The sequence below is a fragment of the Mariniluteicoccus flavus genome, from assembly GCF_054776655.1.
On sequence record NZ_BAAHBN010000002.1, the window covers coordinates 26,617 to 48,994 of the forward strand.

Genomic DNA, 22,378 nt, shown 5'->3' on the forward strand with positions numbered 1-22,378 from the left:
ACGTTGGCTGAGCGAGCCCACCGCCCCACGTTGGCTGAGCGAGCGCCAGCGAGTCGAAGCCACCCGCCCCCAGCCCTCAGCGCACTCCCCGCGGCCGGAACTGGATCGACACCCGCGGCCCCACCGCCTGGGCCGTCTTGAGGATCGCGTGTTCCCACGTGCGCTGGCACGAGCCGCCCATGACGACCAGGTCGCCGTGGCCGAGCGCGAACCGCTCGCGGATGCGGCCGCCGCGCGGCCGCAGCGACAGCACCCGTGGCGCACCGACAGAAAGGATCGCGACCATCGTGTCCTCGGTCTTCGACCGGCCGATGGTGTCGCCGTGCCACGCCACCGAGTCGTCGCCACCGCGATAGAGGCACAGCCCGGCGGTGACGAACGGCTCGCGCAGCTCGGGCGCATAGTGTCGCGACAACTGCTCGCGCGCCTCGTCGAGCAGGGGGTCGGGCAACGGCTCGTCGGCCTCATAGAACTTCGTGAACCGCGGCACCGCCACCTCGCGGCCGAACATCTGGCGCCGCTCGGCGTGCCACGGCACGTCGGTGACCAGCCGCTCGAACAGGGCGTCGGACCCGCTCATCCACCCCGGCTGGTGGTCGACCCACGCGCCGGAACCCAGCTCGGTGCGCGCGGGGGAGAGGGCCGCGTACGCCGGCTCGAGCGCGGCGTCGACCAGCGACAACTGGGGGTCGAACAGCGACCCCTGGGACTCGAGAACGTGGGATTCGATCACGTGTTCTAGCGTACGCGCTTCCGGGCGCGAGTCAAGGGCTCAGCCCCGCGCCACGCCCGCCTGCGCGAAGTCCGCCAGCGTCGCGCCCAGGTCGTCTGGGTGCACGGCCGCGGTGAGGTCGAGCAGCACCGTCGTGGTGAACCCCTCACGCGCCGCGTCCAGCGCCGTCGCCCGCACGCAGAAGTCGGTCGCGATGCCGCAGACATCGACCTCCTCGACCCCGCGATCGCGCAGCCATTGCGCCAGCCCGGTGCCGTCGCAGACACCCTCGAACCCCGAGTACGCCGCCGCGTACTCGCCCTTGTCGAAGACCGCCTCGAACCCGTCGTACGCAAGCTCCGGGTGGAGCTCGACGCCCGGCGTGCCGACCACGCAGTGCGGCGGCCAGGAGTCGACGAAGTCGGGCGTGGCCGAGAAGTGGGCGCCCGGGTCGATGTGGTGGTCGCGCGTCGCGACCACGTGGTCATAACCGTGGTCGCCGCGCAGCAGTTCCGTGACGCGCCGCGCCACCGCGGTGCCGCCCGCCACCGCCAGCGACCCGCCCTCGCAGAAGTCGTTCTGCACGTCGACGACCACCAGCGCGCGTACGCCCGGCTCGGTGAACTCGGCGCCCTCGGTCACTTGGTTCCCTTCTGTGCATAGGGATTCGCGGCCTGGTCGCCGTCGTCCTCGAGATAGAGCGTGTCGATGGCCGGCTCGCCGCGCGACATCTTCAGCGCCGCCATCGGCAGCTCTTCGCGCGCCTTCTCGTGACGCTCCCGCGCCGCCGACAGCGGCTCGGCGCCGACGATCTCGCCCTCGGTCACCAGCGGCACCAGCAGCGGCCGGTCGTTCCAGTCGCCCTCCGGCGGCGTGCCGACCCCGACGACCTCGGCCTCGGCCACCCCTGCGTCGTTGAGCCGGCGCATCGCGAACTTCCGCCCGCCGATGGAGATCTTGTTGGTGGCCTTCTTCGCCACCGGCACCAGCGGCGCGTCCGGATCGTCACTCGTCGCCCGCGCCACCAGCTTGTAGACGAACCCGCACGTCGGGTGGCCCGAGCCCGTCACCAGCGACGTGCCGACCCCATAGCCGTCCACGGGAGCCGCCGCCAGCATCGCGATCTGCCACTCGTCGAGGTCGGAGGTCACGATGATCCGGGTCTCCTTCGCCCCCAGGGAGTCCAGGAGCCTGCGTACGTCCTTCGCCATCATCGCCAGGTCGCCCGAGTCGAGCCGCACGGCGCCGAGCCGGCCCTCGGTCAGGCGTACGCCGGTGCGGACCGCGGTCTCGACGTCGTAGGTGTCGACGAGCAACGTGGTCTTCTCGCCGAGGGTCTTCAGCTGGGCGGCGAACGCGTCCTCCTCCGAGTCGTGCAGGAGCGTGAACGAGTGGGCGGCCGTGCCCGCGGTGGGGACGCCGTAGCGGCGACCCGCCTCGAGGTTCGACGTGCTCCCGAACCCCGCGATGTACGCGGCCCTCGCCGCCGCCACGGCCGACTGCTCCTGGGTGCGGCGCGAGCCCATCTCGATGCAGGGGCGCCCCTCGGCCATGGCCGTCATGCGCGACGCGGCCGACGCGATCGCGGAGTCGTGGTTGTAGATCGACAGGAGCACCGTCTCGAGCAGGCACGCCTCGGCGAACGACCCCTCGACCACCATCAGCGGCGAGCCGGGGAAATAGACCTCGCCCTCGGCGTACCCCCAGATGTTGCCGCCGAACCGATAGCCCGCCAGCCACTCGGCCAGGGCGTCGTCGACCACGTCGTGCTCGCGTAGGAAGGTGACCGTCTCGTCGTCGAAGCGGAAGTCGGCGATCGCGTCGAGGGCGCGCCCGACTCCGGCGACGACGCCATAGCGGCGGCCTTCTGGCAGGCGGCGCGGGAACAGTTCGAACACGCTGTGGCGGAAGGCCGTGCTCGCCTGCATGGCCGCGCGGACCATAGTCAGTTCGTAGTGGTCGGTCAGCAGGGCCGTCGTGGGCCGCGTCGTCGTGGTGCTCACCCCAGCAGGGTAGAGGCACGGCGGCCGGTGCGGGCGTTGTGGGGTTCGGGGTGCCAAGATGGGGACCATGTCCGCATCGCCCTTCCACCACGTCTGCAGCGCGGAGCCCACGGGCGCTCCCGGCACGTCCGGCGGCACCGCGATCGCCGAGCGTCCCAGCGAACAGGCGCTCACCCAGAGCCCGTGGGTGACGATCGTCTGGGACGACCCGGTCAACACGCAGGTCTATGTCACCCACGTGTTCACGACCTACTTCAAGTATCCGAAGGCGAAGGCCGAGAAGTTGATGCTGCAGGTCCACAACGAGGGCCGCGCCGTCGTCGCGTCCGGCAGCCGCGAGGAGATGGAGCGCGACTGCAACGCGATGCACGAGTTCGGGCTCTGGGCGACTCTGGATCGGTCCGAGTGATGGCGCGGTTCCACTTCGACGGCGAGGCGGTCGTGCTCCACCTCGCCCACGACGACATCGCGCTGTTCCGCTCGCTGGTCGAGCAACTGGTCGAGCTGGTGTCGGACGGTACGCCGGAGTCGGCGGCGGCACCGGGTTCGGGCGCGGGGGACCCCGAGGCCGACTCCTTCGCCCTGTGGGAGGCCGACCTCAGCGAGTCGCCGGACGAGCCGGAGGTGCCGGAGGACCCGGCGCTGCAGCGCCTCTTCCCGAACCCCTACCCCCACGACCCCCAGGCCGCGTCCGACTATCGCCGCTTCAGCGCTGGGGACCAGAAGCGCCGCAAGCTCACCGACGCCGAGACCGTACGCGCGGCCCTGGCGTCGGGTGAGCCCCCCGTACGCATCCCCGTCGCCGACGTGCCGGCCTGGCTGAAGACGCTGAACGCGCTGCGGTTGGTCATCGCGAGCCGGCTGGGCATCGACGACTCGGAGGCGATGGAGGACCTGGCCCAGATCCCCGACGACGACCCGCGCGCGATGGGGGCGTACCTCCTGGACATGCTCGGTGAACTGCAGGCCATCATCATCGAGTTGAGCTCCCCGCGCGACTGACCCCACGTACGCCGGCTCGGCTTCGCCCTCCGCGCAACTTGTGCACACGACTGCACAGGTTGGGCCAGCCCACCGGCGTGTCGACCCAACTCGTGCACCCGCGACGACGCCGACGCCGACCGCCCGACCGGCTGACCCCTGAGACAGGGTCTCAAGGGGTGGTTGGGACGTCCATACTTCGGGCATGACCGCTCACGCTCCCCAGCCCCCGCACGCCTGGACCGTCAACCCGTCCGGGCGCCGACCGGACGCCGACGTCCTCGACGGACTCGCCGGCATCTCGACCGGCCAGCTGTCGGACGCCGACCCCCGCGTACGCGCCCTCGACCCCGCACTGCGTCGCCTCGCCGGTGACGGCGAGCTGTGCGGCCCGGCCGTGACGTGCTGGACGAGCCCGGGCGACCTGCTGTTCCCCCTGAAGACGGCCGACGTGGTGCGCGAGGGCGACGTCGTGGTGATCGACGGGGGCGGTCACACGGGCTCGGCGCTGGTCGGCGAGGTCTGGGCCGGCACACTGGCGGCCCATGGCGTCCACGGCGCCATCGTCGACGGCGCCATCCGCGACGTGGAGGGCGTCGAGGAGGCCGGCTGCTCGTTCTGGGCGCGTGCGACCCACCCGGCCAAGCAGTCCATCGAGGGCCCCGGCGCGATCAACGTGCCGATCGAGTGCGGTGGGGTGACCATCGGGCCGGGGGATATCGTCCGGGCCGACCGCACCGGCGTCGTGGTCATCCCGGCTGCAGCGGCCGCCGAGGTGCTGGCGGCCGCCAGGGCCGTCGACGACAAGGAACACGACTGGATCGAGGCCCTCCACACCCGGTCCCTCGGCGACGTCATCGGTCTCGACGCCCTGATCGAGGCGGGCCAGGGAGCCAAGGGCTGAGGGTCCGGCCCCGGCACACAGCGCCGTGTCGGTCGGCTGCGCGATAATGCTGGGCGTGACCGACCTGCAGACCTCTGGCCCCATCGGCGTCTTCGACTCCGGGTTCGGCGGGCTCACCGTCGCCCGCGCCATCGTCGACCAGCTGCCGAACGAGGACCTGCTCTATCTCGGTGACACCGGCCGCGCCCCCTATGGCGACAAGCAGCTCGCCGAGGTGAGGGAATATGCGCTGGAGTGCATGGACCACCTCGTCGACCAGGGGGTCAAGGCGCTGGTCATCGCCTGCAACTCGGCCTCGTCGGCCGTCCTGCGCGACGCGCGGGAGCGCTATGACGTGCCCGTGGTCGACGTGATTCTCCCGGCCGCTCGCCGGGCGGTGTCGGCCACGCGGTCGGGCGTCGTGGGCGTCATCTCCACCGCGGCCACCGCCAACTCCCACTCCTATGACGACGCGTTCTTCGCCGCCCCCCAGATCCAGCTCCACACCCAGGCCTGCCCGCTGTTCGTGCCGTTCGTCGAGGCCGGCGTCACGGGCGGGCCGGAGCTGCTGGCGGCGGCCCGCGACTACCTCGCGCCGCTGCAGGCCGCGAAGATCGACACGCTGATCCTCGGCTGCACCCACTACCCGCTGCTGACCGGCGTCCTGTCGTACGTGTTGGGCGACACCGTCACGCTGGTCAGTTCCGCCGACGAGTGCGCGAAGGCTGCGTACGCGCGGCTCACCGCGCTCGACCTGCTCCACGCCGAGCCGCGCGAGGCGACCCACCGCTTCCTCACCACCGGCAATCCGGAACGCTTCGAGGGCATCGGGCGCCGCCTGATCGGCAACCTCGTCGCCGACGTGGAGCAGTTCGTCGCATGAGGCTCACCGTCCTGGGCTGCTCGGGCTCGACATCGGGCCCCGCGAACCCCGCCAGCAGCTATCTCGTGACCCATGACGGGTTCGCGCTCGTCCTCGACCTCGGGCCGGGGGCCTTCGGCGCGCTGTGGGGCGCGATCGACCCCCGGACGGTGGGCGCCATCGCGCTCAGCCATCTCCACCCCGACCACTGCCTCGACCTCTGCGCGTTCAACGTCGCGGCGCGCCATTCGCCGACCGCACCCTGGGCTCACATCCCCGTGTTCGCCCCCGCCCACGCCGAGGCGCGCATGAGCGCGGCGTACCGTCCCGACGACCTCGAGGACCCCGCCTGGGCGGTCGACTTCGTCGCGTGGGAGCGCGCGCAGCAGGTGGGGCCGTTCAGGGTCACCACCGCACGCGTCGACCACCCGACCGAGGCGTATGCCGTGCGGCTCGACGCCGCGGGGGAGTCGCTGGTCTATTCGGGCGACACCGGGCCCTGCGATGCGCTCGTCGAGCTCGCCCGTGGCGCCGACACGCTGCTGTGCGAGGCGGCGTTCCGGCACAGCGACGACCTGCGCCCCGGCGTACACCTGTCGGGTCGCCAGGCGGCCGAACACGCCGCGCGGGCGGGCGTACGCCGGCTCGTGCTCACCCACGTGCCGCCGTGGCACGACCCGGCGGATGCGTACGCGGAGGGGCGCCCCCACTTCGCCGGCGAGCTCCTCGTCGCGTCGCCGGGGCTGGTGCTGGATCACCTAGACTCGCGCCCATGACCCGTGCCGATGGACGTGCCCCCGACCAGCTCCGAGACGTGCGCATCACGCGCAACTGGCTCGACCACGCCGAGGGATCGGTGCTCGTCGAGTTCGGCGCGACGCGCGTGCTCGTCGCGGCGTCGGTGACCGAGGGCGTGCCGCGCTGGCGCAAGGGGTCGGGCCTGGGCTGGGTCACGGCGGAGTACGCGATGCTGCCGCGCGCGACCCATGACCGTTCCGACCGCGAGTCGATCAAGGGCCGCGTGGGCGGGCGTACGCACGAGATCTCGCGGCTGATCGGCCGCTCGCTGCGCGCGGTCATCGACTACAAGGCGCTGGGCGAGAACACGATCGTGCTCGACTGCGACGTGCTGCAGGCCGACGGCGGAACGCGGACGGCGTCGATCACCGGCGCGTACGTCGCGCTGGCCGACGCGGTGACCTACCTGCGCGACCGCAAGGCGCTTGCGGGCGAGCCGCTGACCGACTCGCTGGCGGCGATCTCGGTGGGCGTCGTGGGCGGCGAACCGCTGCTGGATCTCTGCTACACCGAGGATTCCACGGCCGACACCGACATGAACATCGTCATGACGGGGTCCGGCAAGCTCATCGAGATCCAGGGCACGGCCGAGGCCGAGCCGTTCGACCGGGCGACGCTGAACCAGCTGCTCGACCTCGGCGAGAAGGGGTGCGCCGAGCTGACCCGTCTGCAGGCCGAGGCGCTCGGGCGATGACCGTGGGCGCGCGGGTCGTCCTCGCGACCAACAACGCGAAGAAACTCGTGGAGCTGCGGCGCGTGCTCGACGGCACCGGCATCGAGGTGCTCGGACTCGCCGATGTGGCGTCCTATCCCGAGCCCGCCGAGACCGAGGACACGTTCGAGGGCAACGCGCTGCTGAAAGCGCGCGCGTGCGTCGAGGCGACCGGAATCCCTGCGCTGGCAGACGATTCCGGCATCGCGGTCGACGCGCTGCGCGGCATGCCGGGCGTACGCTCCGCGCGCTGGTCGGGGCCCGACGCCACCGACGCGTCGAACGTCGACCTGCTGCTCGCACTGCTGCACGACCTGCCCGCGGAGAGGCGTGGGGCAAAGTTCGTGTGCGCCATCGCGTTTGCGCTGCCCGACGGCTCGTCCCACCTGCAGACCGGCGAGATGCCGGGATCGGTGTCCACACAGCGATCGGGCGAGAACGGCTTCGGCTATGACCCGATCTTCGTGCCGGACGGCGAGACGCGCTCGACCGCTGAGCTGAGCGCGGCGGAGAAGGACGCGATCAGCCATCGCGGGCAGGCGCTGCGGGCGATGGTGCCGATCGTGGTGGAGACGCTGAGCCGAGACGAGGAGCAGAAGTGAAGCAATATCTCGACCTGGTCCAGCGCGTCCTCGACGAGGGCGTCCGCAAGGACGACCGCACCGGCACGGGCACGCTGTCGGTCTTCGGACACCAGCTCCGTGTCGACCTCAACGACGGATTCCCCTTGCTCACCACGAAAAAGGTGCACACGCGCTCGATCGTGGGGGAGTTGTTGTGGTTCCTCCGCGGTGACTCGAACATCGCCTACCTGCACGACAACCGGGTCACGATCTGGGACGAGTGGGCCGACGCCGACGGCGAGCTCGGCCCCGTCTACGGCGTGCAGTGGCGCTCGTGGCCGACCCCCGACGGTGGCCACATCGACCAGATCCGCGACGTCATCGCGTCGCTCAAGGCGAACCCCGACTCGCGGCGCCACATCGTGTCGGCGTGGAACGTCGCCGACGTGCCGCGCATGGCCCTGCCGCCCTGCCACATGTTCTTCCAGTTCTATGTGGCTCCCGATCCGGACGGCGGCCCGGGTCGCCTGAGCTGCCAGCTCTATCAGCGCTCGGCCGACATCTTCCTCGGAGTCCCGTTCAACATCGCGTCGTACGCCCTGCTCACCCACATGGTCGCGCAGGTCTGCGGGCTGCGGGTGGGGGAGTTCGTGCACACGTTCGGCGACGCGCACATCTATGCCAACCACCTGGACCAGGTCCACGAGCAGCTGTCGCGGGAGCCGCGTCCCCTGCCGCGCCTGGCGCTGAACCCCGAGGTCACGGACATCGACGGGTTCTCGATGGACGACATCGCCTTCGAGGCGTACGACCCCCACCCGGCGATCAAGGCCCCGGTGGCCGTATGAGCGATCCCACGTCGACTGAGCGAGCGCAGGACCCCACGTTGACTGAGCGAGCGCCTGACCCCACGTTGACTGAGCGAGCGCAGGCCCCCACGTTGACTGAGCGAGCGCAGGCCCCCACGTTGACTGAGCGAGCGCAGCGAGTCGAAGTCACCGCCATCGCCGCCGTCGCCCGCAACGGCGTCATCGGCCGCGACAACGACATGGTGTGGCACATCCCGGAGGACTGGAAGCGCCTCAAGGCGATGACGATGGGCGGCGTCCTGGTCATGGGCCGGCGCACGTTCGCCGGTCTCGGCCGTCCCCTGCCCGGTCGCGAGAACTTTGTCGTGACGCGCGACCCGGCGTACGCGGCCGACGGCATCCGGGTCTTCGACGACGTGGACTCCGCCATCGACGCGGCCCTCGCGACCGGCAAGCGCGTGTGGATCTTCGGCGGGGGGCAGGTGTACGCGGCGGCGCTGCCCCGCACCACCCGCCTCGAGATCACCGAGGTCGACCAGGAGCCCGAGGGCGACGCCCACTTCCCGGAGATCGACCCGGACCAGTGGGCCGAGGTCGCCCGTGAACCCCACGAGGGGTTCGCGTACGTCACCCTGGTCAGGCGCTGACGTGCGGCTCTTCCTGGCCTCGTTCCGGACGGTCGATGACCCCGAACGCTTCGTCCGACTCTGCGGCAAGGGGCGCACCGGCCTCGTCTGTGCGAACGCCATCGACAACGAGGACCCCGACGTCCGCGCCCAGAAGGTGCGCGACGAGATCGCGCTGCTCAAGGGCTGGGGGCTGAAGGCGACCGAGTTGGACCTGCGCGACGAGGTCCCGATGACCGTCGCGGAGAAGCTGCTGGGCGCGGGCTTCGTGTGGGTGCGCGGCGGCAACGTGTTCGTCCTGCGCCGGGCCATGGGCGCCTGCGGACTGGACCAGCTGCTGCCGCAACTGCTGGCGCGGGACGTGTTCGTGTACGCGGGCTACAGTGCCGGCCCCTGCGTACTCGCTCCCGACCTGGCGCCGTTCGCGGTCTGTGACGACCCGGGGGAGGCCGAGCGGCTCTATGGGGCGGCGGCCGCCATGAGCGGTCTGGGCGTGCTCGACCGGCCGTTCGTGCCCCATCTCGAGACGCCCGACCACCCGGAGAGCGCGGTGTTGGACGGCGTCGCGGCCGCGTACGCCGCCGCCGGACAACCCTTCTGGGGACTGGCGGACGGGCAGGCGCTCGTCATCGACGGGAAGCGCACGGAGGCACCGGACGGCGCCGCGCGCTGACGCTCGGATTCCTCCACGGGGACCCTTGACACGCAAGCGTCGCCTTGCCTATCGTCGTGGTGGTGGCAGACATCTTCCGTGCTCTCGATGACCCCACTCGAAGGCTGCTGCTCGACCTGCTGACGGAGCGGGACGGGCGCACCCTGTTCGATCTGTGCACGACGTTGACCACCGTCCATGGCGTGGCGTCGACGAGGCAGGCGATCTCTCAGCACCTGGAAGTGCTGGAGGATGCGGGACTCGTCACGAGCGAGCGCCGCGGCCGATCCAAGTTCCATTTTTTCAACGCGGCCCCACTGGGCGAGATCGCCCGGCGCTGGCCCACCACGGAGGAGAAGGTCCCATGAGAATCGCGCTCACGTCCGTATTCGTCGACGACCAGGAGAAGGCCGAGGCCTTCTACACCGAGGTGCTGGGCTTCCAGCTGCGCCACAAGGTGCCGATCGGCGAGGACTTCTGGCTCACGGTGGTGTCCCCCGACGACCCTGAAGGCACCGAACTGCTCCTCGAACCCTCCGGCCACCCGGCGGTGAAGCCGTTCCGGGACGCGATCGCCGCCGACGGCATTCCTGCTGTTCAGTTCGCTGTCGACGACATCCAGAGCGAATACGACCGCCTGCGTGGGCTGGGCGTCACGTTCACCCAGCCCCCGGCGGACGCCGGCGATGTGTTGGGAGCGGTGTTCGACGACACCTGCGGCAACCTGATCCAGCTGGTTGGCCCGAAGGCGGACGGCGCCGCGAACTGAACGTTGGCGGATCGCTCAGGACAGGCTTCCGCGGGACGAGGAGCCGCTTCACGTTCTCCGAGCGAGCACTTCGTCTCGGCCGCGGGCGGCCTCGCTCAGCACAGGCTTCCGCGAGTCGAGGAGCCTGGGACCCACGTTCTCCGAGCGAGCGCCAGCGAGTCGAGGAGCCTGGGACCCACGTTTCCTGAGCGAGCGCCAGCGAGTCGAAGGGATCCTGGCTCGGTGGTTATCCAAGGGGGTCTGCGTCCGGGTCCCCGCGGTGTTGTCGGATGCGGTGCGGATGTGGCGTCGTGGCCGCCGGTGCTTGTCGAGGGTGATGGGTGGGAGGAATTCAGGGAGTCCGTCGGCCCGGCCAACGTCAACAGGTCGCGTCGGGGAGCGTGGACGGGACATCTCCTGCATGCAAAAAAAGTGTTCCAGCAGGGTCTGACAATTCCTGAAACGGCCGCAGACCCACGCCCGGCGCGGTCAGGACTCCTCGTCTCGCTGGCGCTCGCTCGGAGAACGTGGCGGGGTCGCTTCGACTCCTGCGTCGCTCAGCGAGCGTAGGACCTGCTCCTCGTCTCGCTGGCGCTCGCTCGGAGAACGTGGCGGGGTCGCTTCGACTCCTGCGTCGCTCAGCGAGCGTAGGACCTGCTCCTCGTCTCGCTGGCGCTCGCTCGGAGAACGTGGTGCCGGGGTCGCTTCTACTCCTCCGTCGCTCAGCGAGCGTAGGCCTCGGCGAGAGGGCCGACCCTGCCCCTTACAGCTTGATGCGGTATTGCTGCTCCACCCGGTTGGTCCTCTCGTGGCGACGCTGTTCCGGCGTCGCCGACCACGCCATCGACTCATACACGAAGATGGCGCGCGTGTTGTCCGCGTACACCCACAGGACGGCCTCGTCGAAGCCCTCCTCGCGCATCGCGTCCGGCAGCGCGACCAGCAGGCGACGTGCCCAGCCCTCGCCCCAGTGGCCCGGCGCCACGCCCAGATAGCGGAGTTCTGCCTTCTTGGGGTCGTCGGCGTCGCGCTGCGGCTCGACCGCCGCGAACGACAGCATGCCGTCGTCCTCGCTCAGCGTCAGCAGGAAGGAGCGGTCCGACGCCTCGAGGAGGTCGTGGATCAGCGGCGCGGCCTCCGAGACGGCCACGTCACTGGCCTCGCTCTCGTCGCGCTTGGCGGTCGCCTCGGCCCAGATGCGCGCCGACTCTTCGACGGCCGCGGTGTCCCTGGTCTTCACGATCTCCACTGTGGTGCTCCCTTGCTCATTCGATCGCTGCGATGTCGTGTGGGGTGCACAACCGCTCGACCGACTTTTTTCATTCCCCAGCCAGGAGGATGATCCCCGCAGGCCGTGCCGAAGAAGGGACTCGAACCCTCACGCGCGCGCGCACAGGAACCTAAATCCTGCGTGTCTACCAGTTCCACCACTTCGGCGCCGTCGCGGTGCACCCCCTCGCGGGACCGCCCGGCGAGGCCAAGTCTAGGGTCAGATGCCGAGCTCCCTGCGCAGTCTGTCCACGTGACCGGTCGCCTTCACGTTGTACTGCGCCACCGTAAGAGTTCCGGCGCCCGACTCGTCGACGTCGATCACGAACGTCGACCGGATCACGCCCTCGATCTCCTTGCCATACATCATCTTGCGGCCGAACGCCGCGTACGCCTGCATGACGCTGCGATCCGCGTCCGACAGCAGGGGGAAGGTGATCGACTCCTTCTCGACGAACTTCGCCAGCTTGGCGGGCGCGTCGGGGGAGACCCCCAGCACGGCCACTCCCGCGCCCGTGAACTCCGCCCCGGCGGCGGTGAAGTCGATCGCCTGGGTCGTGCAGCCCGGGGTCATGGCAGCCGGATAGAAATAGAGGACCACGCGGCGGCCGGCGAAGTCGGAGAGCGACACCTCGGACCCGTCAGCGGCAGGGAGGGTGAAGGCGGGCGCGGCGTCGCCCACGGCCAGTCGGTTCGTCATGGGCGACACCCTAGCGAGTCGTGCGGCGCTCCCGGAGCGGCGTACGCGTCCCTGCGTACGCAGGCCCGAGCGACCCGCGTACGCGCTGGTATACGCTGGTCCGGCCGACCCAAGGCACCCGTACGAACGACGAGGAGATCCCGTGGCAGACCAGGGCCAGAACAAGCCCCGCAGCCGTCAGCAGGTCGAGTCCGACCTGACGGCCGCCCGCACGCGCCTGTCGGCCAACCTCGAGAGCCTGATCGACCAGGTTCACCCGACGAAGGTGAAGCAGCGCCAGGTCGACGGCCTCAAGGCCCTCGCCACGGCCGAGATCGACAACGCCAAGTCCCAGTTCCGGAACGCCGACGGCAGCTGGCGCACCGATCGCCTCGCGCTCGTGGGTGGCTCGATCGCCGGCGTCGTGGTCCTCCTGGTCACCGTCCGCCTGATCAGCAAGCGCTCCTGAACTCCCCCTTGCGACACCCTGACGCGTCCGACATGACCGGCGACGCCGAGCTGCCGATCCGCATGCTCCACGACCGCGTCCTCGTCTCCACCGAGGGTGAGGCGGGGGAGCGGCGCAGCGGCGGCGGCATCCTCATTCCCGCGACGGTGGCCATGGGCCGTCGCCTCGCGTGGGCCCAGGTCGTCGCGGCGGGCGGCAGCGTACGCGCCGTCAAGGTCGGCGACCGCGTCCTGTTCGACCCCGAGGACCGCGCCGAGGTGGAGGTGCGTGGCAAGGACTACGTGCTGCTGCGTGAGCGCGACCTGCACGCCGTGGCGGCCGAGCGCCTGTCCGACGGGCACACGGGCCTCTACCTCTGAGCCACACGGCGGGCCGACGGCATCCCGGGCGGCTTCTGTCCGATTCCCGACCGTAATGTCAGGAATTGGTAACGGTTCGTTCTTCCTGAACGTTTCAGAAGGGTGTATCCCGGCTAGCCTGTGCAGGCAGCCGGCCGCACAGGGCCAGCCAGACACAACGAAGTGAGGCTTACATGACAGTCGTCCGCAAGTCCGGTCGCGTCGCGATCGTGACCGCATCCGTCGGCACCATGCTCGTCGTCTCCGCGTGTGGCGGAGGGGGAGCCACCCCGGGTGGCACCCAGAGCAGCGGCGCCGCCAGCAACGTCAACTGGGACGAGAAGGGCCCGATCGAGTTCGTGTCGGGCAAGGACACCTCGAACGCCGTCCCGCAGATCATCGAGAAGTGGAACAAGCTTCACCCCGACCAGCCCGTGAAGTTCGTCGAGCTCAGCGACTCGGCCGACGAGCAGCGCAACGCGATGATCCAGAATTACCAGACCAAGGGCACCGACAAGACGATCTATGACATGGACGTCGTGTGGACCGCCGAGTTCGCCGCGAACAAGTACGTCGTCCCGCTGCCCGATGGCAAGTTCGACACCTCGAAGATGCTGAAGCCCGCCGTCGACGGCGCGACCTACTTCAACAAGCTGTACGCCGTGCCCGTCACCTCCGACGGCGGCCTGCTGTTCTACCGCAAGGACTGGATGGACGCCGCCGGCGTGACCGCCGCCCCGAAGACGATGGACGAGGTCAAGAAGGCCTGCGAAGTCATCAAGGCCAAGGTCGCCGAGGCCAAGGACGCGGGCTGCTATGCGGGCCAGCACCAGAAGTACGAGGGCCTCACGGTGAACATCTCCGAGGCGATCAACTCGGCCGGCGGCCAGATCGTCAAGGACGGCAAGCCGAACGTGAACACGCCCGAGGCCCAGAAGGGCATGCAGTGGATGGCCGACGCCTTCAAGGACGGCACCATCCCGCAGGGCGCCATCACCTGGAAGGAGGAGGAGTCTCGTCAGGCCTTCCAGGACGGCAAGCTCATGTTCCTGCGCAACTGGCCGTACGTGTATTCGAAGTTCTCCGCCACCGACGGCTCGTCGAAGGTGAACGGCAAGTTCGGCGTCGCCGCGCTGCCGGGTGTCGGCGGACCGGGCGTCTCCTCGCTCGGCGGCCACTCGTACGCCGTCTCCGCGAACGCCAAGAACAAGGGCACCGCGCTCGAGTTCATCAAGTTCGCGGCCGATGCGGAGCAGCAGAAGCAGCGCACGATCACCTCGTCGCTCGCCCCGACCATCGAGTCGCTGTATTCGGACCCCGAGCTGGTGGCCAAGTACCCCTACCTCACCGAGCTGAAGACGTCGATCGGCACCGCCCAGCCCCGTCCGAAGGCCGTCAAGTACGGCGACGTCTCCAAGGCCATCCAGGACGCGTCGTACGCCGTGCTCCAGGGCCAGAAGGATGCCAAGACCGCGACGGCCGACCTGCAGAAGCAGCTCGAGACGCTGGTCAAGTAATCTCCTCACCCAGCCGCGTGCCCGGCGTCCCCGCACCCTCTCAGGTGTGGCGGGCGCCGGGCACCGGTGACTAGGGTGTGGAATCCGACCTCAACGAGGAGGCGTTAGTGTCAAGCTCAACCACGAGTGCGCCGGAAGCCGGCACGAACAGCACGAGAAACACCGATCCCAAGCGCACGAAGAACGCACTGTCCGATGGCCAGGGTCGCGTCGCCGCGATGCTGCTGTCCCCGACGATGGCGGTGATCCTCGCCGTCGTCGGCCTTCCGATCTTCCTGTCGATCCGTGAGTCCTTCTTCCGCAAGAACGACGGCATCAACCCCGAGACCGGCGAGGTCATGCAGGGCGAGTCCTTCGTCGGCCTGCAGAACTTCCTCGACGTGTTCAGCTCGGGCCAGACCGTGCCCGGCATGTGGGGCTCCATGGATCGCTTCACGAACGCGTTCCTGAACACCACGGCCATCACGGTGGTGTGCATCATCCTGGAGACCATCCTCGGCGTCGCGATGGCGCTGATCATGAACAGGGCCTTCCGCGGACGCGGCATCGTCCGCGCCGGAATCCTTGTGCCGTGGGCGATCCCGACGATCGTGTCGGCCCTCATGTGGAAATTGATCTTCGACGAGGCCGGCATCGCGAACCGGATCACCGGCCAGCACACCCTCTGGCTCGCCGACAACTCGTCGTCGTTCTGGGCCATCGTGATCGCCGACGTGTGGAAGACAGCGCCGTTCATCGGCCTGCTGACCCTCGCCGGCCTGCAGACGATCCCTGCCGAGGTCTATGAGGCCGCGAAGGTCGACGGCGCCTCGGTCTGGCAGACGTTCACCCGCATCACGCTGCCGATGATCAAGCCGTCGCTCGTGGTCGCGGTGCTGTTCCGCACCCTCGACACCATGCGCATGTTCGACCTGCCCTACGGCATGATCGGCCCGGGCAAATACTTCGTCGAGACGCTGTCGGTGTTCGCGTACGACGAGGCCAACCAGGTCCGCTATGGGCCGGCGGCCGCGTACTCGATCGTGCTCTTCCTCTACATCATGCTCGTGGCCTTCCTCTTCGTGAAGTTCCTGGGCGCCGACGTGGTCGGTGACGAGGAGGTCCGCGCGATCAAGGAAGCCAAGAAGCGCAAGAAGAAGCTCAAGCCGACGACGACGTCCGGGGAGGCAGCAGCATGAGCAACATCTCGTCCACCAGCGGCTACATGGCGGTGCCGCAGGAGCAATACCCCGACAGTGGTCCGTCGCAGGGCGACCTCCAGAAGCTCGCCAAGCCGAAGATGACGCCGAAGGACCGACTGGGCCGCATCGCCGGCTACATCGGCATGGCGCTCATCGTGATCTATTGCATCGCGCCGTTCTATTGGATGATCGTGTCCGCGCTGCGGCTGCCCACCATGGGCCGCAGCACCGACCTGATCCCCAACCCGGTGTCGTTCGAGAACTTCCAGGCCGTCTTCAGCCCCGGCAACAACTTCGGGCGGGCGCTGCTGAACTCGGTGTTCGTCTCGACGTTCACGACGCTGCTGACGCTGGTGCTCGGCATCCTCGGGTCGTACGCCCTGGCGCGCCTGCGCTTCAAGGCGAAGGGCCTCGTGCTGGCCATCATCATCGGCTGCTCGATGTTCCCCGTGATCACGCTGCTCATCCCGCTGCTGAAGATGTTCACCGGCACCTACGAGTGGTTCCCGATCAACTGGATGAACACCTACCAGGCCCTGGTCCTGCCCTCGCTGTCGTTCGCCCTGCCGCTGTGCGTGTGGAACCTCACCGCGTTCTTCCGCCAGCTGCCGGTCGAGCTGGAGCAGGCGGCCATGGTCGACGGCTGCACGCCGATCCAGGCGTTCCGCAAGGTGATCCTGCCGCTCGCCGCGCCCGGCGTGTTCACCACGGCGATCATCACCTTCATCGCCGTGTGGAACGAGTTCATGATCGCCCTGACGTTCGGCCAGTCGAAGGAGATGAACACGGCCACCGTGGCCATCTCGAAGTTCACCGGCGCCACGGGCTTCGACACGCCCTACGGCACGATCATGGCGGCCGGCGTCATCGTCACGGTGCCGCTGCTGATCGCGGTGCTGATCTTCCAGCGCCGCATCGTCGAGGGCCTGACGGCCGGCGGCGTTAAGTAGCGGCTTCGACTCGGCCGTGGACGGCCTCGACTCGGCCGACGGCGTGAAGTAGCGGCTTCGACTCGGCCGTGGACGGCCTCGCTCAGCCAACGTGGGACACCCCCACGTTGGCTGACCGAGCGGTCCCCACCCCCACGTTGGCTGAGCGAGCGGTCCCCACCCCCACGTTGGCTGAGCGAGCGGTCCCCACCCCCAGGTTGGCTGAGCGAGCGGTCCCCGCCCCCACGTTCGCTGAGCGAGCGCCAGCGAGTCGAAGCCCCTGATTTGGCAAAACCCTCCCGCCTTGGGTAGTGTTTCTCCTCGCGCGCACCGCTAGCTCAACTGGCAGAGCAGCTGACTCTTAATCAGCGGGTTCAGGGTTCGAGTCCCTGGCGGTGTACGAAACAGAAGGGTTCCGATCGTCACGATCGGGGCCCTTCTTGCTGTCTAGGGCCGTGTCCCGGACCTCGAGCTCGTCACCGTACGCGTGCATCGACGCGACCACGTCGCGCAGCACGCGCAGGGCCGCCTCGACGTCGCCCGGTTCATGTTCCGCCAGCGCGCGCCCGAGGTGGGCGCCCAGCGGCCCGAAGAACGCGCCGGCGGTGGCGTGGCCGTGGGGGGCGTACCTCAGCACGACCTTGCGCCGGTCGCGCGGGTCGGAGTCGCGCCGCGCGTGGCCCGAGCCGACCAGCCGCTCCACGAGATAGGTGATCGCGGCCGAGCTCAGCCGCAACTGCCGGGCCAGCTCCGACGGCGTCAGGGGAGTGCCGGCGTTCTCCGCCGAATAGATCAGGGTCAGCGCCCGGAAATCGTTGTCGTGCAGGCCCTGGCGAGACGCGAACCCGTGTCCGATCCGCGCCGAGGCATTCGTCAGCTCGCGGATCACCTCCCCGAGGTCGCGGGCGTGCGGGGGAGGGGACTGCGGGTGGGACATGGCGTCATCTTAGCCACGGTGGAGGTTCAGCGTTTGAAAGATTAAGTCAATGAAAGATATGCTGAGCGCATGTCGACCTCCGCCACAGCCCCGCCCGACTCCGGCCCCGAGACGGGTCGCGACACCCGGCCGCCCAGCGGTGCCATCGGTCGCCTGGTCTCCCGCTGGGTGGCGCCCCTGGTGCTGCTCGCCGCCCTCCTGCTCTCGGGCGGCGTCATGGCGTGGGGTGCCGGCGGCGACGGCGAGGGATCCCCGAACTCGGTTCCGCCCTCGTCCGAGGCCGCCCGCGTCACCGACCTGCAGAAGCAGTTCCCCGACGCCGGCGTCGCCCCAGTGCTCGCGGTGGTGACGCGCGCCGACGGCGGGCAGCTCACGCCCGCAGACCTCGGCGCCGCCGCGCAGGCGCGCCCCCGGATGCTGGAGGTCGACCGGGGACAGGTAGGCGGGGCCCCCGCCGGCCCTCCGATCCTCCCCGCCCCCGACGGTCGCGCCGCGCTCGTCCTCGTGCCCGTCGATGCGGAGCTCAACGGCCTGCGCCTCACCGACACCGTCACCGAGATCCGCGCCGCCGCCGCCAAGGACCTCCCCGAGGCCCTCCGCATCCAGGTCACCGGCGGGCCCGCGTTCGGCGCCGACATCGCCAGCGCGTTCAAGGGCGCCGACTTCCGCCTGCTGGGCGCGACCGCCGCAGTGGTCGGCGTACTGCTCCTGCTGACCTATCGCTCGCCGATCCTCTGGCTGGTCCCCCTCACCGTGGTGGCCGTGGCCGACCGCGTCGCCGCCATCGTGGCCTCGCGCGCCGGCGAGCTCGCCGGCTTCACCCTCGACGGGTCGACCACCGGCATCACCAGCGTGCTGGTCTTCGGTGCCGGCACCAACTACGCCCTGCTGCTGGTGTCCCGCTATCGCGAGGAGCTCCGCCGCGAGCCCGACCACCGCCGCGCCCTCGCGATCGCGCTGAAGGCCGCCGGTCCCGCCATCCTCGCCTCCAACATCACCGTCGTGCTGGCGCTGGCGACCCTGCTGGCGGCCGTCGCGCCCAACACCCGCGTGCTGGGCTTCAGCGCCGCCATCGGCCTCATCGTGGCCCTCCTGTTCGCCCTCGTGGTGCTGCCGGCCGCCCTGGCCGTCTGCGGCCGCGGCCTGTTCTGGCCGTTCGTCCCGCGCGTCGGCGACCGCGACCGCTCGGAGTCGGGCGCGTGGCACCGCGTCGCCGCCGCCGTCGTGCGCCGCCCCCTGGCCGTCCTGCTCGCCACGCTGCCCGTGTTGGCCCTGCTGTGCTTCGGCCTGGCCGGCACGCGCGTCGGCCTCGACCAGACCGAGCAGTTCCGCGTCCGCGCCGAGTCGGTCGACGGGTTCGACACCCTCCGCGCCCACTTCCCGCCCGGCCTGTCCAACCCCACGACCCTCATCGCCCGCACCGACGGCGCGGCGGCGGTCGAGGACGCGGCGAAGCGTACGCCGGGGGTCGTGGAGGTGCGCCGCACCGGCGCGAGCGACACCGGGCTGACCCGTTGGCAGGTCGTGCTGGACGCCGAGCCGGCGTCGCCCGAGGCGTTCCGCGCCGTCGAGAGCCTGCGCGGCGAGGTGCGGTCGGTGACCGGCGCCGAGGCCGTCGTCGGCGGGCCCGACGCGGCCCAGCTCGACTCGCGCCAGACCGCCGAGCGCGACCAGCGCGTGGTGATCCCACTCATCCTCGGCGTGGTGCTGCTCGTGTTGATCGTGCTCCTGCGGGCCGCCCTCGCGCCGGTCCTGCTGATCGTCGCCACCATCGCGAGCGCGTTCGCGGCGCTGGGCGCGGGGGCGTGGATCAGCACGCGCCTCCTCGGCTTCCCGGCCCTCGACACCTCGGTGCCGCTGTTCGCGATCCTGTTCCTCGTGGCGCTCGGCGTCGACTACACGATCTTCCTGGTCACCCGAGCCCGCGAGGAGACCCCGGAACACGGCACGCGCGACGGCATGGTCCGCAGCGTCGCCGTCACCGGCGGCGTCATCACCAGTGCCGGCATCGTGCTCGCAGCCGTCTTCGCCGTCCTCGGCGTGCTGCCGCTGATCACGCTGACCCAGCTCGGCATCGTCGTCGGCATCGGCATCCTGCTCGACACCTTCGTGGTGCGTACGCTCGTCATCCCGGCGCTCGTTTCCCTCGTCGGGCGCCGCGTCTGGTGGCCGTCGGCGCTGGCGCGCTCGCCGGAGTGACTCTCAGGATTCCGTGAGGCTCAGGGTCCCGTTGCCTGCAAGGCCGTCCAGCCCTCCGGCACGTGGACGCACGTCGGGTCCGATCCCAGCGGGTCGCCGGTCATCGCGTACGCCCGCGCCCGCGACCCGCCGCAGATCCAGTTGAACTCGCACACGCTGCACTTGCCGGTGTAGCCCGCCGGATCGCGCAGCGCCTGCATCATCGGGGCGGTGCGATAGATCTCGCTGAAGGGCGTGTCCTGGATCGAGCCGCAGTCGTGGGGGAGGAACCCCGACGGGTGGACGTGGCCGACGTGGTCGATGAACGCGAAGCCGCGTCCCGAGTTCACGCCGATCGGCGGACGCGGCGGCCGGCGGTGGGTCGGCTCGCCCAGCCGAGCTAGGGTGTCGGCGGTGAGGCGCGCGTGGAGCTCGCCGGTGGGCGGCATGGGCTCGCCCGCCTCGCGCGCCTGGTCGCGCTGCAGGGCCACGCGGCGATAGTTGGGGGCCTCGGTGACCTTCACGGCGATGCGGTCCGACACGTCGTGGAGCCAGTGCAGCACGTCCTCCATCTCGTCGGGGTCGAGCGCCTGCATCGTGGCGCCGCGGCCCATCGGGACGAGGAAGAGGAGATACCACATGTGGGCCTCCATCCCCATGACCGTCTCCAGCACCGCGGGCAGATCATGCACGTTGCCCTTCGTGATCGTGGTGTTCACCTGGAACCGGAATCCGTGCCTGCGTACGAGTTTCGCCGCCTCGAGCGTCGCGTCGAACGTGCCGGAGAAGCCGCGGAACGCGTCGTGGGTCGCGGCGGTCGCGCCGTCGAGCGACAGCGAGAACGCCTTGATGCCGGCCCCGCGCACGCTCGCGAGGCGCGCGTCGGTGAGCAGGGGGGTGACCGACGGGGACAGCGACATCGCGAGGCCGAGCGAGGTGCCGTACGCGATCAGCTCCTCGAGGTCGTCGCGCTCGAACGCGTCGCCGCCCGACAGGACGACCATCGGCCGGGGCGTGCCCGACGCGGCGAGGTCGTCGAGCAGCTCCTTGCCCTGGTCGGTCGTGAGCTGACGCGGGTCCGGCCGCGTGAACGCGTCGGCGCGGCAGTGGCGACAGGCCAGCTGGCACGCGCGCGTCACTTCCCAGACAACGAGGTGGGGCCGGTCGTTGACGTCGTGGTGGAGCGTGCGGACGACGGGGTGGTGATGGTGCGCGGTCGCGGTCATGGGCTTACCTCCGCCAATAAACTACGCCGTGTAGTAGAAAAGGGGGCAGCGTACGCGGGGTGGTTCTGGTCACAGGGTGCGTGACCTCCCGACCGGGCATTCGAGGGCCTGTGAGATTGTCGACATATGCCACAGCCGTCCTCGGTCCCGGTCTCGCTCACCGTCAACGGGCGCCCCCACGATCTCGTCCTCGACCCCCGCGTCACCGTGCTGGACGCGCTGCGTGACCGGCTCGGCGTCACCTCGGTGAAGAAGGGCTGTGACCACGGCCAGTGCGGCGCCTGCACCGTGATCGCCGACGGGCGGCGGATCGTCAGCTGCCTCGCCCTGGCGGCGTCCTATGACGGCGCCGGGGTGACCACCGCCGAGGGGCTCGGCGCCGTCGGCGACCTCGGCGACCTCCAGGAGGCGTTCGTCGATCGCGACGCCCTCCAGTGCGGCTATTGCACCCCGGGCCAGATCTGCTCCGCCGAGGGAATGCTCGCCGAGGCGCGGGCGGGCATGCCGTCCCACGTGACCGACGACGTGTCCGACCTCGGGCCGGTGCGGCTCACCCCCGACGAGATCCGGGAACGCATGAGCGGCAACCTCTGCCGCTGCGCCGCGTACGCCAACATCGTGGCCGCCGTCGGCGACTTCGCGCGCGATCGGGGCCAGGCATGAAGGCCTTCGACTACACCCGCGCCGGCTCCGTGACCGAGGCCCTCGAGGCGGCTGGCGACGGTCGTGACACCGCCTTCCTCGCCGGAGGAACCAACCTCGTCGACCACCTCAGGCTCAACATCCGCCGACCCGACCGCGTCGTCGACATCAACCGGCTCGACCTCGGCGGCGTCGAGGAGACGGCCGACGGCGGGCTGCGCATCGGCGCGAACGTCCGCAACGCCGACCTCGCCATGGACCCGCTGGTGCGGCAGCGGTTCCCGTTCCTCAGCGAGGCCCTCCTCGCCGGCGCCTCGGGCCAGTTGCGGGCGATGGCGTCGACCGCCGGCAACCTGCTGCAGCGCACGCGGTGCGTCTATTTCCAGGACTTCTCGACCCCGTGCAACAAGCGCGAGCCGGGGACGGGCTGCTCGGCGGTCGCGGGCTTCGGCACCTGCAACGCCCTCATCGGCGCCTCAGACCAGTGCGTGGCGGTGCACCCGTCGGACCTCTGCGTACCCTGGCCGCCCTCGACGCCCTCGTGCACGTCGTCGGGGCGGGCGGCGAGCGGACCATCCCGTTCGGCGACTTCCACCGCCTCCCCGGCGACACGCCCGAACGTGACACCAATCTGGAGCCGGGAGAGCTGATCACCGCGATCGAG

At 70.1% G+C, this 22,378-nt stretch carries 26 protein-coding genes, 2 tRNA genes and 1 pseudogene; 21 read left to right on the forward strand and 8 right to left on the reverse strand.

Annotated features, from left to right (window positions below; genetic code table 11):
- Positions 1–76: 76 nt before the first annotated feature.
- Genes ACYVAG_RS04050 through ACYVAG_RS04060 form a run of 3 tightly spaced genes read right to left on the reverse strand, consistent with a single transcriptional unit; the run spans position 77 to position 2,655 of the window.
- Positions 77–733, reverse strand: a complete 657-nt coding sequence (locus ACYVAG_RS04050; RefSeq protein ID WP_460766931.1) for an alpha-ketoglutarate-dependent dioxygenase AlkB — start codon at positions 731–733, stop codon at positions 77–79.
- Positions 734–772: 39 nt separating this feature from the next.
- Positions 773–1,354: a nicotinamidase gene (locus tag ACYVAG_RS04055; protein ID WP_460766934.1), complete on the reverse strand. Its 582-nt coding sequence runs from the start codon at positions 1,352–1,354 to the stop codon at positions 773–775.
- Positions 1,351–2,655: a nicotinate phosphoribosyltransferase gene (locus ACYVAG_RS04060; protein WP_460768013.1), complete on the reverse strand. Its 1,305-nt coding sequence runs from the start codon at positions 2,653–2,655 to the stop codon at positions 1,351–1,353. The genes ACYVAG_RS04055 and ACYVAG_RS04060 overlap by 4 nt, the downstream gene beginning before the upstream one ends.
- Before the next feature lie 127 nt (positions 2,656–2,782).
- Between ACYVAG_RS04060 and clpS the strand changes: the two genes are divergently transcribed.
- The 12 genes from clpS to ACYVAG_RS04120 all read left to right on the forward strand — a co-directional run bounded on the left by clpS (position 2,783) and on the right by ACYVAG_RS04120 (position 10,370).
- Positions 2,783–3,124 carry an ATP-dependent Clp protease adapter ClpS gene (gene clpS / locus ACYVAG_RS04065; protein WP_460766937.1) on the forward strand — a complete coding sequence of 114 codons (342 nt, stop codon included), beginning with the start codon at positions 2,783–2,785 and terminating at the stop codon, positions 3,122–3,124.
- A complete protein-coding gene (locus tag ACYVAG_RS04070; protein ID WP_460766940.1) occupies positions 3,124–3,717 on the forward strand; it encodes a DUF2017 family protein in 594 nt (197 codons plus the stop codon). Before clpS ends, ACYVAG_RS04070 begins: the two co-directional genes overlap by 1 nt.
- Positions 3,718–3,901: 184 nt before the next feature.
- A complete protein-coding gene (locus tag ACYVAG_RS04075) occupies positions 3,902–4,600 on the forward strand; it encodes an RraA family protein (RefSeq protein ID WP_460766943.1) in 699 nt (232 codons plus the stop codon).
- A gap of 46 nt (positions 4,601–4,646) precedes the next feature.
- Positions 4,647–5,462 (forward strand): glutamate racemase, encoded by an 816-nt coding sequence (gene murI, locus ACYVAG_RS04080; protein ID WP_460766946.1) that lies wholly within the window; start codon positions 4,647–4,649, stop codon positions 5,460–5,462.
- Positions 5,459–6,217 carry an MBL fold metallo-hydrolase gene (locus ACYVAG_RS04085; RefSeq protein ID WP_460766949.1) on the forward strand — a complete coding sequence of 253 codons (759 nt, stop codon included), beginning with the start codon at positions 5,459–5,461 and terminating at the stop codon, positions 6,215–6,217. Before murI ends, ACYVAG_RS04085 begins: the two co-directional genes overlap by 4 nt.
- The gene (gene rph, locus ACYVAG_RS04090) at positions 6,214–6,933 is read left to right on the forward strand and encodes a ribonuclease PH (RefSeq protein ID WP_460766952.1); all 720 of its coding nucleotides are present in this window, start codon (positions 6,214–6,216) and stop codon (positions 6,931–6,933) included. Before ACYVAG_RS04085 ends, rph begins: the two co-directional genes overlap by 4 nt.
- Entirely contained in the window at positions 6,930–7,553 is a 624-nt protein-coding gene (rdgB, locus tag ACYVAG_RS04095; RefSeq protein ID WP_460766954.1) for an RdgB/HAM1 family non-canonical purine NTP pyrophosphatase, read from the forward strand. The genes rph and rdgB overlap by 4 nt, the downstream gene beginning before the upstream one ends.
- A complete protein-coding gene (locus ACYVAG_RS04100; protein WP_460766957.1) occupies positions 7,550–8,362 on the forward strand; it encodes a thymidylate synthase in 813 nt (270 codons plus the stop codon). The genes rdgB and ACYVAG_RS04100 overlap by 4 nt, the downstream gene beginning before the upstream one ends.
- Before the next feature lie 119 nt (positions 8,363–8,481).
- The gene (locus tag ACYVAG_RS04105; protein WP_460766960.1) at positions 8,482–8,970 is read left to right on the forward strand and encodes a dihydrofolate reductase; all 489 of its coding nucleotides are present in this window, start codon (positions 8,482–8,484) and stop codon (positions 8,968–8,970) included.
- A gap of 1 nt (position 8,971) precedes the next feature.
- The gene (locus tag ACYVAG_RS04110; protein WP_460766963.1) at positions 8,972–9,622 is read left to right on the forward strand and encodes a Type 1 glutamine amidotransferase-like domain-containing protein; all 651 of its coding nucleotides are present in this window, start codon (positions 8,972–8,974) and stop codon (positions 9,620–9,622) included.
- A gap of 62 nt (positions 9,623–9,684) precedes the next feature.
- Positions 9,685–9,969 carry an ArsR/SmtB family transcription factor gene (locus ACYVAG_RS04115; protein ID WP_460766966.1) on the forward strand — a complete coding sequence of 95 codons (285 nt, stop codon included), beginning with the start codon at positions 9,685–9,687 and terminating at the stop codon, positions 9,967–9,969.
- Entirely contained in the window at positions 9,966–10,370 is a 405-nt protein-coding gene (locus ACYVAG_RS04120; protein ID WP_460766970.1) for a VOC family protein, read from the forward strand. The genes ACYVAG_RS04115 and ACYVAG_RS04120 overlap by 4 nt, the downstream gene beginning before the upstream one ends.
- Positions 10,371–11,112: 742 nt before the next feature.
- On the opposite strand, the gene ACYVAG_RS04125 is transcribed toward ACYVAG_RS04120, so the two are convergent.
- The 3 genes from ACYVAG_RS04125 to bcp all read right to left on the reverse strand — a co-directional run bounded on the left by ACYVAG_RS04125 (position 11,113) and on the right by bcp (position 12,318).
- A complete protein-coding gene (locus ACYVAG_RS04125) occupies positions 11,113–11,589 on the reverse strand; it encodes a GNAT family N-acetyltransferase (RefSeq protein ID WP_460766973.1) in 477 nt (158 codons plus the stop codon).
- A 115-nt stretch (positions 11,590–11,704) separates the two neighbouring features.
- Positions 11,705–11,786, reverse strand: a tRNA-Leu gene (locus tag ACYVAG_RS04130).
- A 52-nt stretch (positions 11,787–11,838) separates the two neighbouring features.
- A complete protein-coding gene (bcp, locus tag ACYVAG_RS04135; RefSeq protein ID WP_460766976.1) occupies positions 11,839–12,318 on the reverse strand; it encodes a thioredoxin-dependent thiol peroxidase in 480 nt (159 codons plus the stop codon).
- A 142-nt stretch (positions 12,319–12,460) separates the two neighbouring features.
- On the opposite strand from bcp, the gene ACYVAG_RS04140 reads away from it, so the two are divergent.
- From ACYVAG_RS04140 to ACYVAG_RS04165, 6 genes are all read left to right on the forward strand, one after another.
- Complete coding sequence (locus ACYVAG_RS04140) at positions 12,461–12,766, forward strand: DUF3618 domain-containing protein (protein WP_460766977.1); 306 nt, start codon at positions 12,461–12,463, stop codon at positions 12,764–12,766.
- Positions 12,767–12,798: 32 nt separating this feature from the next.
- On the forward strand, positions 12,799–13,125 hold the full coding sequence (locus ACYVAG_RS04145; RefSeq protein WP_460766980.1) for a GroES family chaperonin: 327 nt from the start codon (positions 12,799–12,801) through the stop codon (positions 13,123–13,125).
- A gap of 173 nt (positions 13,126–13,298) precedes the next feature.
- Positions 13,299–14,621, forward strand: a complete 1,323-nt coding sequence (locus tag ACYVAG_RS04150; RefSeq protein ID WP_460766983.1) for an ABC transporter substrate-binding protein — start codon at positions 13,299–13,301, stop codon at positions 14,619–14,621.
- A gap of 107 nt (positions 14,622–14,728) precedes the next feature.
- The gene (locus ACYVAG_RS04155) at positions 14,729–15,799 is read left to right on the forward strand and encodes a carbohydrate ABC transporter permease (protein ID WP_460766985.1); all 1,071 of its coding nucleotides are present in this window, start codon (positions 14,729–14,731) and stop codon (positions 15,797–15,799) included.
- Between the two features lie 146 nt (positions 15,800–15,945).
- Positions 15,946–16,752, forward strand: coding sequence for a carbohydrate ABC transporter permease (locus tag ACYVAG_RS04160; protein WP_460768015.1), 807 nt, complete (start codon positions 15,946–15,948; stop codon positions 16,750–16,752).
- 306 nt (positions 16,753–17,058) lie between these two features.
- Positions 17,059–17,131, forward strand: a tRNA-Lys gene (locus ACYVAG_RS04165).
- Here ACYVAG_RS04165 and ACYVAG_RS04170 read toward each other — a convergent pair.
- Entirely contained in the window at positions 17,093–17,668 is a 576-nt protein-coding gene (locus ACYVAG_RS04170; RefSeq protein WP_460768018.1) for a MarR family winged helix-turn-helix transcriptional regulator, read from the reverse strand. The two genes, ACYVAG_RS04165 and ACYVAG_RS04170, sit on opposite strands and share 39 nt — an antisense overlap.
- A 69-nt stretch (positions 17,669–17,737) precedes the next feature.
- On the opposite strand from ACYVAG_RS04170, the gene ACYVAG_RS04175 reads away from it, so the two are divergent.
- Entirely contained in the window at positions 17,738–19,867 is a 2,130-nt protein-coding gene (locus tag ACYVAG_RS04175) for an MMPL family transporter (RefSeq protein ID WP_460766988.1), read from the forward strand.
- A 20-nt stretch (positions 19,868–19,887) separates the two neighbouring features.
- Here ACYVAG_RS04175 and ACYVAG_RS04180 read toward each other — a convergent pair whose 3' ends face one another.
- Positions 19,888–21,072 carry a TIGR04053 family radical SAM/SPASM domain-containing protein gene (locus tag ACYVAG_RS04180; RefSeq protein ID WP_460766990.1) on the reverse strand — a complete coding sequence of 395 codons (1,185 nt, stop codon included), beginning with the start codon at positions 21,070–21,072 and terminating at the stop codon, positions 19,888–19,890.
- A gap of 126 nt (positions 21,073–21,198) precedes the next feature.
- Between ACYVAG_RS04180 and ACYVAG_RS04185 the strand changes: the two genes are divergently transcribed.
- Positions 21,199–21,735: a 2Fe-2S iron-sulfur cluster-binding protein gene (locus ACYVAG_RS04185; RefSeq protein WP_460766994.1), complete on the forward strand. Its 537-nt coding sequence runs from the start codon at positions 21,199–21,201 to the stop codon at positions 21,733–21,735.
- Positions 21,732–22,327: pseudogene (locus ACYVAG_RS04190) on the forward strand (FAD binding domain-containing protein); the annotation flags it as partial. The gene ACYVAG_RS04185 and the pseudogene ACYVAG_RS04190, both read left to right, overlap by 4 nt.
- Between the last annotated feature and the right edge of the window lie 51 nt (positions 22,328–22,378).